Origin of the sequence: Cupriavidus sp. SIMBA_020, assembly GCF_046535395.1 — a bacterium.
GTDB classification, from domain to species: Bacteria; Pseudomonadota; Gammaproteobacteria; order Burkholderiales; family Burkholderiaceae; genus Cupriavidus; species Cupriavidus campinensis.
Genome location: NZ_JAWRWU010000534.1, coordinates 1 through 274, shown reverse-complemented (window position 1 = coordinate 274; position 274 = coordinate 1). Strand labels below are relative to the sequence as shown.

General features: G+C 61.7%; 1 protein-coding gene. It reads right to left on the bottom strand.

The features are described from left to right. Nucleotides 1-204: hypothetical protein (locus tag SB751_RS30385; protein ID WP_410749070.1), on the bottom strand; the 204-nt coding region annotated here is incomplete at its 3' end. Between the last annotated feature and the right edge of the window lie 70 nt (nt 205-274).

Sequence of the window (274 nt, the reverse complement as noted above, 5' to 3'; positions counted from 1 at the left end):
CAGCGTCAGGTCGGCCACCGTGTCGGCGCTGGCATGCACGCTGAATTTTCCCAGGAAATTGTCGATGCGATCGCCATAGATGTTGGGCGTGCGCAGGGGCTTGCCCTTGTCGTCCACGCTCATGATCCAGCGTTCGATCCTGGACTGCCGGCGCGACATCGCCAGCACCAGGCCTGCCCTGTCGTTGACGGCGATATCGGCCACGGCCGAATAGAAGCGTTTTTTCCATCGCGGCGTGAAGCCGGGTTCTCCTTGGGCCCATTTGTTCTCCTGG